General features: G+C 73.3%; 9 protein-coding genes. All 9 read right to left on the reverse strand.

The window, feature by feature from the left end; genetic code table 11:
- Position 1 precedes the first annotated feature (1 nt).
- Positions 2-1216, reverse strand: coding sequence for a GNAT family N-acetyltransferase (locus QMF80_RS19940; protein ID WP_283455193.1), 1215 nt, complete (start codon positions 1214-1216; stop codon positions 2-4).
- Positions 1213-2502, reverse strand: coding sequence for an ATP-grasp domain-containing protein (locus QMF80_RS19945; protein WP_283455195.1), 1290 nt, complete (start codon positions 2500-2502; stop codon positions 1213-1215). Before QMF80_RS19945 ends, QMF80_RS19940 begins: the two co-directional genes overlap by 4 nt.
- A complete protein-coding gene (locus QMF80_RS19950; protein WP_283455197.1) occupies positions 2499-3611 on the reverse strand; it encodes an Ldh family oxidoreductase in 1113 nt (370 codons plus the stop codon). Before QMF80_RS19950 ends, QMF80_RS19945 begins: the two co-directional genes overlap by 4 nt.
- Positions 3608-4999, reverse strand: a complete 1392-nt coding sequence (locus QMF80_RS19955; RefSeq protein ID WP_283455198.1) for a dipeptide epimerase — start codon at positions 4997-4999, stop codon at positions 3608-3610. The genes QMF80_RS19950 and QMF80_RS19955 overlap by 4 nt, the downstream gene beginning before the upstream one ends.
- Entirely contained in the window at positions 4996-6285 is a 1290-nt protein-coding gene (locus tag QMF80_RS19960) for a KamA family radical SAM protein (protein WP_283455199.1), read from the reverse strand. Before QMF80_RS19960 ends, QMF80_RS19955 begins: the two co-directional genes overlap by 4 nt.
- 46 nt (positions 6286-6331) lie before the next feature.
- The gene (locus QMF80_RS19965) at positions 6332-7378 is read right to left on the reverse strand and encodes an AurF N-oxygenase family protein (protein WP_283455200.1); all 1047 of its coding nucleotides are present in this window, start codon (positions 7376-7378) and stop codon (positions 6332-6334) included.
- Positions 7379-7701: 323 nt separating this feature from the next.
- Positions 7702-8430, reverse strand: a complete 729-nt coding sequence (locus tag QMF80_RS19970) for a TauD/TfdA family dioxygenase (RefSeq protein WP_283455201.1) — start codon at positions 8428-8430, stop codon at positions 7702-7704.
- 444 nt (positions 8431-8874) lie between these two features.
- The gene (locus QMF80_RS19975) at positions 8875-9531 is read right to left on the reverse strand and encodes a hypothetical protein (protein ID WP_283455203.1); all 657 of its coding nucleotides are present in this window, start codon (positions 9529-9531) and stop codon (positions 8875-8877) included.
- 17 nt (positions 9532-9548) lie between these two features.
- On the reverse strand, positions 9549-9788 hold the full coding sequence (locus QMF80_RS19980; RefSeq protein ID WP_283455205.1) for a hypothetical protein: 240 nt from the start codon (positions 9786-9788) through the stop codon (positions 9549-9551).
- Positions 9789-10294: the final 506 nt, after the last annotated feature.

Below are 10294 nucleotides of genomic sequence, written 5' to 3' on the forward strand. Positions count from 1 at the left end.
CTCAGTCTCCTTGTGGGGTGGTGCTGTTCGGTCCGAGGCCGCGCAACCGGCCGCTCTCGCCCTCGCCTTGGAGGCGGACGGTCTCGGTGAGGACCTGGTGGCCCTCCCCGGTGAAGTGGAACCAGCCGTGGCGCGGTTCGAGGTCGCAGCCCCGGAGCTTCTTGGCGTCGTAGGCGGCGAGCCCGTACCAGATGTCACGGACGCCGTTGGCCAGGGACCAGCGGATGGTCTCGTGGTAGGTGAGGGCGAAGTAGACGCCTTTGGCGCGGTCGTCGTCGAAGCCCGCGGTGCGTCCGAACAGGGCGTCGCCGGAACGGAGGTAGAGGACGAAGCCGAGGGTTTCGCCGTCGCGTTCGGCGCACAGGACGAGCGCGCTGTCGCCGACGGTCTCGCGCAGCGCCGCGAAGTCCCGCTCGACGCGCGGACGGCCACCGGGCAGGCCGTACTTGGCGCGCAGCGCGACCTGGAGGTCGACGACCGGGCCGGTGAGCGCGTCGGCGCCCTCGCGGATCACCGTGGTGAACCCGGCCTCGGCGTACTCGCGCAGCTCTCGGTTGGCGCGCTTGCGCTTGCGGCTGACGAGGCCCGCGAGGTAGGCGTCCCAGTCGGGGGCGTCGAGCCGCAGGACGGATTCCGCGCCGAGGACGGCCGGGGCGTGGCCGAGGGCCGCGGCGGCCGGGCCGAGGGTCTCGGCCTGCTCGTCGGTGACGTACAGCAGGGCGTGGCTGGCGCAGTCCAGGAACCGGGCGGCTTCCTCCAGCAGGCGCGGGAGTTCGGCGAGCACCTCGCGGCGCTCGGCCCCGGTGCGCCCAATGGCGTGGACGATGCCGTGGTGGGAGCCGAAGACGGAGAGCGCGACCGAGGGGTACTGGGCCCGGCGGGCTTCCGGCAGGGCTTCGGTGAGCTGCGCCCAGCGGGCCCGGCCTTCCTCGGTGAGGTGCTCGGGGTCGCCGAAGGCTCCGAGGTCACCGGTCATCTTGGGGGCGTCGTAGAAGAGCAGCCCGCCGCCGTCGAGGGTGACCAGCAGCGGGGCCAGGGCCACCAGGGCGCCGTCGGCGGAGCGCACGGCGAGGTAGCGGGTCTCGTGCAGGTCGGTGCGTTCGGTGAACCGCCACCAGCGGTCGTCGTCCCAGATGACCGGGGGCCGCTCCAGCGCGGTGAACTCGGCGGCGGTGGGGCGGGTTCCGGGGGCGAGGACCTCGGCCGTGTACGTCACCGGTCCTCCAGCGGGGCTTCGGGTGCGGGCTCGGCATCGGGCGTGGGCTCGGCCCCGGGCGCGGCCTCGGCTCCGGGCTGGAGGTCCCAGCCGAAGGCCGCCTCGGTGTCGGCCTCGGTCTTGGCGACGAGGGCGAGCAGCTCCCCCTCGTTGGGGGCGGTGACCAGCCAGGTCGCGATGAAGTCGCCGGACTTGCGGGCCCGGTAGCGCGCGCCGCCCCAGTCCTCGCCCGCCTCCGCCAGGACCGCGAAGTCCCGCGTCCCGGACGGAGGTTCGACGGGGACGCGGGTGATCCGGCCGTTGCGGGGCGGCAGTCCGAAGTTGGCGACGAGCGGCGCCGTACGGGCGCGCTCGCGCACGGCGTCGAGGTCCACCGGCAGCGCGCACTCGACCCTGGCCCACACGTGCCGCGGATCGAGACCGAGTACGGCCTCCAGCATGGCCGGGATCGGGGTACCGCCGACGCGGCCCGCTATCTCGCACAGGACGATCTCGTCCGCGTCGGTCACGAAGAACTCGGCGTGCACGAAGAGCGCGGGCGCGGCGGGCAGGGCGGCGACGAGCCGCCAGGTCTCGTCCACCAGCCTGCGGTGCAGGGGGTCCGCCCGCTCCAGGGTCCAGCTGCCGTTGCCGGAGTCGGTCCAGTGCGAGAGGCAGCCGCCGTCGGTGTAGAGGGACGGGACGGACACCACCGGTTCGCCGCCCGCGTGCAGGGCGTCGACGTGGAAGAACCGGCCCGCGACGAACTCCTCCACCTCGTGGCCGCCGGAGCGGATCCGCTCGGCGACGGCGGGGACGTCGTCCGGGGTGTCGAGGACGGCCACTCCGGTGGAGCCGGAGCCGCCGCGCGGCTTGACGACGACCGGGCCGGGGTGGCGCGCCATGAAGGCGAGCACGTCGTCCGCGGAGTCGGCGGGGGCGAAGGCGGGCACCCGGATCCCGCCCGCGGCGGCGAGCTCCTTCATCCGCACCTTGTCCCGGTACGCGCGGGCGCTCTCGGGGCGCTGGCCGGGCAGGTCGTACTCCTCGCGCAGGGCCGCGGCGCGCTCCACGTCGACCTCGGCGAGGGCCAGGATCCGGGTGACCCCGTGCCGCGCGCACAGTCGGCGGGCGGCCTCCCGTACGGCCGTGTCGTCGACGTAGTCGGCGACGGTCTCGACGTCGAGGAAGCCGGGGCCGGGGTCGATGCCGTGCACGGTCACCGCGAGCAGGCTGCCCGCCTCTTCGCCGAGCCACTCGGCGAAGGGCAGCCCGGCGTTGCGCGGGCTGAGCAGGACCAGGATCATGTGCCCGCTCCGATTCCGTGGAGTGCGGCGAGTGCGGCGAAGGCGCTCGCGGTGTGCGGGTCGAGCGGGATGCCGTCGGCGGAGCGCTGCTCGGCGGAGCGGCCCTGCGGGTCGCCGGGGACCTGCACGGGCTGGGTCGCGTCGGCTCCGGGCCGGGTCTGGCGGGTGGTGGTGACCAGGTCGGCGAACCCGGCCGCGAAGCTTTCGGCGCCGCCGAAGGCGGCCGGGTCGAGGCAGATCAGGAAGTGGCCGACCTGGCGGCTGCGGCCGGGGGCGGACTCGCCGATGTGTTCCAGGTGCCAGTCCGCGGGCGATCCGGTCATGACGGCGCCGAGGAGGGTGGCGACCATCGCCAGGCCCTGGCCCTTGTAACCGCCGAGCGGGGAGAGGGCGTGGGCGTCCTCCGGGTCGGTGGCGGGGCGGCCGTCGGCGTCGGTGGCCCAGCCCGCGTCGAGGGCCCGGCCGTGCTTGCGCCGCTCCTTGATCTCCCCGAAGCAGACCTGGCTGGTGGCCATGTCGAGGGCGAACTCGTCGCCGCCGTCGGCCGCGGCGAAGCTGAGCGGGTTGGTCCCGTACAGCGGGGTGGTGCCGGAGAAGGGGGCGACGCGGGAGGCCGCCGAGGTGGTGACGATGCCGACCAGGCCCTGGGCCGCGAGGTGGCGGCTGTAGACGGAAGCGGCGCCGAAGTGGTTGGAGTTGCGGACACCGACGGCGGCGACCCCGTGCGCGCGGGCGCGCTCGGCGGCGATCCGGGCGGCGGCGAGGCCCGCGACCACGCCGAGGGCGCCGTCGGCGTCGAGCATCACGGCCGCGCCGGAGTCCCGTACGACGGTGATGGCGGGCCGGGCAGTGGCGATGCCCTGCTCCAGCTCGGTGAGGTACTGCGGGAGCAGGCGCAGGCCGTGGGTGTCGATCCCCCGCAGGGAGGTCTCGGTGAGGGCGGCGGCCACGTCCCGGGCGTCGTCGTCCGGGACGCCCGCGGCGCGGAGCGCGGCGACGGTGGTGGCCCGGGCGACGGCCTCGGTCACCAGCGCGGGCGCGTCCGCGGCGGCGGGCGCTTCGGCGGGAGCGGCTGCCCCGGTGGCCGGGGATGCGTGGACGGAGGTCATACGGGTGCCTTCCAGACCAGGAGGGATACGGCGCCGCGATCGGCGCTGGCCTCGGCGAAGCCGGTGGCGCGGGCCGCGTCGAGCAGGGCGGGGTCGTGCCGCGCCCACACCGTGTCGGCGCCGTCGGCGGCGGCCCGGGTGAGGACGCACCGCAGCAGGGCGGTGAGTTCCTCCTCGCTCGTTCCGTCGGCCACCGACAGCCCGGCGAGCTGCCGTACGGCGTCGTCGGGTTCGGAGCCGGGCAGCGGCCTGCGCCGCAGTACGGCCGAGGCGGCCGGGGCCGCGTCGCGGTAGGCGGTCAGCTCGCCGCCGTCCCAGCCGGGCTGGCCGGCCGCGGTGGGCCGTACGGTGAAGGCCGGGCCGCCGAAATCGGGCACGAAACCGGTGCCCGGAGCGTTCGGCAGAGTGATCCGGCCCTGGTCGTCGAGCAGCACGCCCACGCCCGTGTCCACCGCGAGCAGGGCGATGGAGTCCGCGTCGAGGTGGTCGACGTACGGTCCCAGGTGCGCGGTGGCCGAGACGCCCGCGCTGGACTCCGGCATGCAGCCGAGCATGGTGGCCAGGCCCGCGGCGCGCGCCCGGCGCAGCATCCGCAGGGCCGGGGTGATGCCCCCGGCCTTCATCAGCTTGAGGTTGACCCCGTGGAAGGCCTCGGCGCAGGCGTCGAGGTCGTCCGGTCCGGTGATGCTCTCGTCGGCGTACACCGGGATCGGCGAGGCCTCCTTGAGGGTGCGGGCGTCGTCCCAGCGCTCGCGCGGGAAGGGCTGTTCCAGGAGTTCCACGCCCAGTTCGCGCATCGCCTCGAGCTCGCCGAGCGTCGCGGCCAGGTCCCAGCCGCAGTTGCCGTCCACGAAGAACGGGGCGTCGGTGTGCTCGCGCAGCGCCCGCAGGACGTGCAGGTCACCGGGGGCCGCGAGCTTGACCTTGTACGCGGGCCAGCCGAGGCGCTCGCGGAGCTTGCGCACCATCACGGCGGGCTCGTCCAGACCGATGCTGTAGCTGGAGGTCAGGGCCTCGGGCCGCTCCCCGCCCAGGTGCTGCCAGAGCGGTACGCCCGCCAGCCGGGCGGCGAGGTCGTGCGCGGCGACGTCGAGCGCGGCCAGCAGGAAGGGCGAACCCGAGAGCAGCGGGGCCAGTACGGCCCAGCCGCCCTCGGGGTCGTCGGCGGGCAGCGCGCGCAGGGTGCCCGCGATGCGGCGCAGGTCCTCGTGCATGGCGGTGAGCGAGGAGTTGTAGCGGTCGGTCATGAAGGCCGAGGCCTCGCCGAAACCCGAGTGGCCGCCCGCGGACAGCTCGATCAGCAGGCCGGGCTGGACCGGGATGGCCTCGCGGGCGCTGCGCCACACGTCGTGGTCGGTGAGCCGGATCTCATGGACGTGGACTTTCATGCGGAAAGCTCCGGGAAGGGCGGGAAGGCGGCTCCGGACGCGGACAGCGGCTTGAGGTCGTCGTACCACTGGGCGTGTTCGTCGTAGGCGGCGAAGAAGGGACGGCCGACCCATTCGGGGTGGCGGGCCTGGAGGAAGCTGAGGACGAAGGCACGTTCGCCGCCGACGTCCGCGGTGCCGTGGATCATGACCTTGCCGGGGCCCGCCGACATGACCGGGCCTCGGGCGGTGCGGGCGAGGCCGGAGACCCCGCGCAGCGCTTCGGTGTAGATGTCCAGGGCTTTGACCAGGGGCAGTCCGAAGTAGTTGCGCGCTCCGGTGTCCCGCTCGACGAACATGTAGTAGGGCACGATGCCGAGGTCGACCTGCATCTGCCACATGCGGGCCCAGGCGACCGCGTCGTCGTTGACGTGCGCCACCAGGGGCGCCTGGGCGCGGATGACCGCGCCGGTGGCGCGGATCCGGGCGACGGCCTCGCGCACCGCGTCGGTCTCCAGTTCCCGCGGGTGCGAGAAGTGGGCCATGACGGCCACGTGGCGGCCCGCGGCGACGGCCTGCTCGAAGAGGCGCAGCAGGTCGTCGGCGTCGGGTCCGGTGGTGAAGCGGGCGGGCCAGTAGGAGAGCGCCTTGGTGCCGAACCGCAGGGTGCGGACGGAGTTCATGCCCGGTTCCAGGAGCGGTTCGACCCAGCGGCGGATGACGTCGGTGCGCATGATCATCGGATCGCCGCCGGTGAAGAGCACGTCGGTGACCTCGGGGTGCCCGGCGAGGTAGCCGGTCAGGTCGGCCGGGTCGCGCAGTGCCTGGCGCAGCTCGGCCTGGCTGACGAACTGGGCCCAGCGGAAGCAGTAGCCGCAGTACGAGTGGCAGGTCTGGCCCTGGGACGGGAAGACCAGCACGGTCTCGGCGTACTTGTGCTGGAGCCCGTCCAGTCGGCGACCGTCCAGCTCGGGGACGTTGGCCTCCAGCTGGCCGCCCGGGTGCGGGTTGAGTTCGAGCTGGGCGGCCGCGGCGGCCAGCCGGAGCTCTCCGCGCGGGGCGTCCGCGTCGAGCAGCGCGGCCATCCGGTCGAAGACCTGTGCCGGGAGCATGTCGCGGTGCGGGAAGGTCAGCCGGAAGATCGGGTCGTCCGGAGCGGCCGTCCAGTCGATCAGTTCGTCCGCGACGTACTCGTTCACCTTGAACGGCAGCACGCTGCCGACCACGCGCAGGTCGCGCACGTACTCCGCGGGCATGCCGCGGTCCAGCGCGAGCTGGGCGAGACGCTCGTTGGCGTAGTGTTTCACCGGAAGTCTCAATTCCTCTTCTGCTGCGACGACATCGGGGACCGCGTCAGCGCGCGACGTGGGACTTGGACCAGTCGAACTCCACGAGCTCCTGCACGCCCATCCGCTCGATGAGGGTGTGCAGTCCCGTGTAGTCGCGTACGAGGCGCTTGCGGCTGGTCTCGGCCTGACAGTCGGCCAGCATCGCGTGGCCGCCCTCGACCTCGGCGAGGTCCATGATCCGGTGCCAGGTGGTGTAGTCGGTGGCGACGAACGCCTCCAGCCCCTCGAAGAGCATGTCGCGGAAGAACCGGCCCTGCTCCTGGTCGAGCTTGTCGTGCACCATCTCGGCGAGGACGGCGGAGATCGAGGCGTGGCAGTACTCGTCGCGGTTGTGCAGCTTGGCGGTGCTGCTGTTGACCGGCTGGATGTCCGGGTCGTCGGCCAGCAGGTCGAGGTAGGCGTTGATCGAGATCTCCGACACGGTCGCGAAGGCGAGCGTGGTCAGCGACTTCTGCCAGCGCTGGCCGGACCCCTCGCGCAGCCGCAGGTGTTCGCGGGCGGTGTGCGAGATGGGCAGGTCGTTGTCGGGCATGGCCCGGCCGCGCCGACGGCGGGTGAGCGCGCTCGCGTTGAGGTGCATGAGCGTGTGGTACTGCTCGTCGACCATGGCCTGCGCCAGCGAGATGTTGAGGGCCTCGTCCTGGAGCATGGGGTACTCCCCCTCCATGACGAGGGCGAACGCCGGGTTGGCCACCTTCTGTTCGGCCATGATCGTGTGACGGTTGTACGCGATCCACGCCCAGCTCTGGAGTTCCGACTTCTTCGCCGGGTCGAGCGCCTGGTAGGTGGGGTGGTCGTGGAAGGGCAGGATGCCCTCCGGGTAGTCCGGCCGGTCGATCTCGAACAGCTCGTCGAGGTCGGGCTCGTCCCGCTTCACGGTGGCCCGCCGGTGCCAGTTGCCGACGAGGCGGCGGATCACCGCGGTCTCGACCTGGTCGTCCGGGTCGTACCGGGGCACGCCTTCCGGCAGACCCCTCAGCTCCTCCGGCAGGCCGGTGGGGAACTCCTCTTCCTTCTCCGAGAGCGGGACGTTCTGGGCGATGGTGGTCATGATCCAGCCTTATGAGATCGGTGTTCCGGGGTGCGCGGCGTTCCGGGGTGCGCGCGGAGGGACGCGGAGCGTCTCGCCGTGCGCGGTGGCCGCCCCGGTGCGCGGAGCTGCCGGGACGACGGGCGGCGGGCGGCCGCCCGCGTGGGTACGGGCGCCCTGGGGTCCCCGCGCCGGGAGACCGGTACGGGGCGGCTGCGCCGGGTGGCCGGGCGGTGACGCCTGGCTGGCGGCGCCTGGCGACGGGCCCGGCGGGCGGCCCGGCCCTCGGGCTCCGCGGTGACGGCCGGGCCGTCAGGACCGGGCCGTCACCGCCGGGCCCGGTGTCAGCGCTGGGCGGCGATCCAGTAGCGGGTGAGGTGCCGCTTGGCGTCGCGGTAGGCGGAACGGGCGTGCACCATCCGCTGGTTGTCCCAGACCAGGACCGAGTTCTCCGGGATGAGGACGGACGTCTTCCGCTCTCGGAAGAACGCTTCGGCCTGCTCGGCCAGGTGGATGCCGAAGCTGCCGAGCGGCAGGTCGGCGGGGTCGACCGACGCGTCGACCGGCGGGTCGTACTGGCCGGTGGTCAGCAGGTTGTAGCTGAACCGGACGATCTCCCGGCCGCCTTCGGTCCGCTCGACGACGGGGCGCCGGACGCCCTCGGTGCCGACACCACCCGTGTTGTGGCCGACCCATTCGATGTCGCGCTCGTAGAGGGCGGACCGGTCCTGCTCGGCGAGCGTCGCCACGAACTGACGCATATCGGCCAGTTCGGTGTGGCCGCTGCCGCAGGTCGCCTGGACCCGGCAGTGCAGGGCCAGGTAGCTGGGCGTCGGGTTCCAGCCCGGCGCCTCGGTGTGGACGAGGATCGTGTTGACGCTCTTCGAGTACCGGCGCTCCTCGAAGCCCGGCGCGGCTTTGACCTGGTAGCGAAGCGATCCGTCGTACTGCGGGACGAGTTCACCGAAGGCGCTCAGCGCCTCGGCCGCCTGTTCGTCCGTTGTGATGTCAGTGAGCAGAGTACAACCCTGTTCCGCAAGTTCCCATGCGTGAAGATCAAGGGCCGTGGTCATGACGAACTCCCCCGCGTTTTATTGGCTTTGAGTCCCGGGGCCATCGGATCACGATCGCCCTGAACTGCGTCCCGGGTCGATATTCGAGGAGTGGGACAAGCCTGGCAACGGTTCGAGCAGTGAGATGGGTCACCGCCGCACACTGCAACCGGAAGTGGTATCAGGCACCCTGCGGCCTGCAGTTGAGCACCTGTGAGCAGGCTGGGAGCCGTGGTGAGTATGTCCGGATACCGAGGATCGGAATGTCAGATACCGGAGTGGTGTCCGGGGGTGCACGCAACCTCCCCACCCGTCACGGATGTACCGGGCGAGGCCGTGCCGGGGCGGCGCCCGGGCCCCGGATCCGCGGGTTCCCGGTCGGGTCGCACAGCAGCGGTTGCAAACAGCGGCGGTTCGCCGAGGGTGACGGCGCGACGGAGCAGGTGGTGCGCCACGCCGTACAGGTCACCAGGACGAGGTGGCCACCACGGAACCCCGGCCTGTCCGGATTTCGACGGCGCCGTGATCTCCGTACTCCTCGCGGCGCCAGGCCGAGAACACCTCGGCCACCCGCCGGGCGTCCTCGCCCACGCCCTTTCCCACGGACTCCGTGGTGAACGTCACCACGGCTTCCTCCGCTCCGGAGGACCTGCGGAGCCGGGCCTCACCGGCCGGGGCGGCGGGCAGGAAGGTGTCGGCGCGGGTGCGGTGGCGCGCGTAGTAGGCGTTGAACTCCCGGGTCATGTCGAACCATCCCGCCGCGACGGCGCAGGGGGCCGAGCTCCCGGGAGAGCCGGGCGCACGGTCGTCGGCCGACTCGTCCGTGGTGTCGGCGGGTGCCCCGGTGTCCTGGTCGGTCGGCGGGTCCGCGCCGCCCGTCTCGGTGTCCGTAGCGGGTTCCTCGTCGGTCGGCGGGCCGGGGTCCCCGCCCTCCTGGTCCGTGGGCGGGTCGGGCGGAGCCGTCCCGTCGTCATCGGTCGCCGTACCGGGCCCGCACGACGGCGGGGCGGACGACGTGTGACCGCCCGGCCCGCTCCGAGCGGCGCCGCAGGCCGCGAGTGCCGCGCAGAGCAGCCCAGCCGCGATCACCCGGCCTGCCACGGAAACAGCCCTCGCGTTCATCCCGCCCCCTTCGCCCATCAGGACGCCGGGACCGGGGAACGGGTTCCACCTGGTCTCAGGGCGCCCAGGGCGGGCGTACGGCTTCGAGCGCGGCGTCCGACGAGCCGCCCGACGAGCAGCCGGACGAGCCGCTCGGACCCGGCGACCTTGGCGGCCCACAGGCCGTGGTCCGCGCCGAGGACCCATGAGCGCTCCTCGGCCCAGCGGTTGGACGGGCCGGTCTTGGCCGACGGGAAGCAGGGGTGGCAGGGCAGCACGCCCTCGGGAACGACGGGTCCCCGGTCCGGCGGCCGGCAAGGGCGTGTTTCACAAGCAGCGCCGGGCGCCCGGAGGGCGCGGCCCGCGGCGTCGGCGTGAAGCCCGCGCGCCCGTCGTCCCCGGTCAGCTCCAGCAGCCAGGCCCCGCGTCGGAGGGCGCGAGGGGCCTCGGGGTGTTCGGCACGGCGGGGGTCTCAGGCATACCTCCATGGGCCCGCCCGCCCCTCCCTTCCCACCGGAAGCGGGGCTCGGAAGTGGCTGGCGGAGGCGGCCGGCCGTCGAGCGCCGACCCGGAACGGCGCGGCCGCGGGACCCGCTCGGACAGAGGGCGGCCCACGGCGGCGGAAGCATCACCACCATGTCCTTGACCTGTAACGATCGCTCGCCGCACGTGTATTCACCGGCCGTGCGCCGCATGCTGACCGAGAGATCTGAACGTACGTCAGCCAAAGCCACGGGGGATCGAAAATGCGCGCCTTCCGGGCCCCCCCCCCCCCCCGAGCGCT

The organism is Streptomyces sp. G-G2, from assembly GCF_030063135.1.
Lineage (GTDB): Bacteria > Actinomycetota > Actinomycetes > Streptomycetales > Streptomycetaceae > Streptomyces.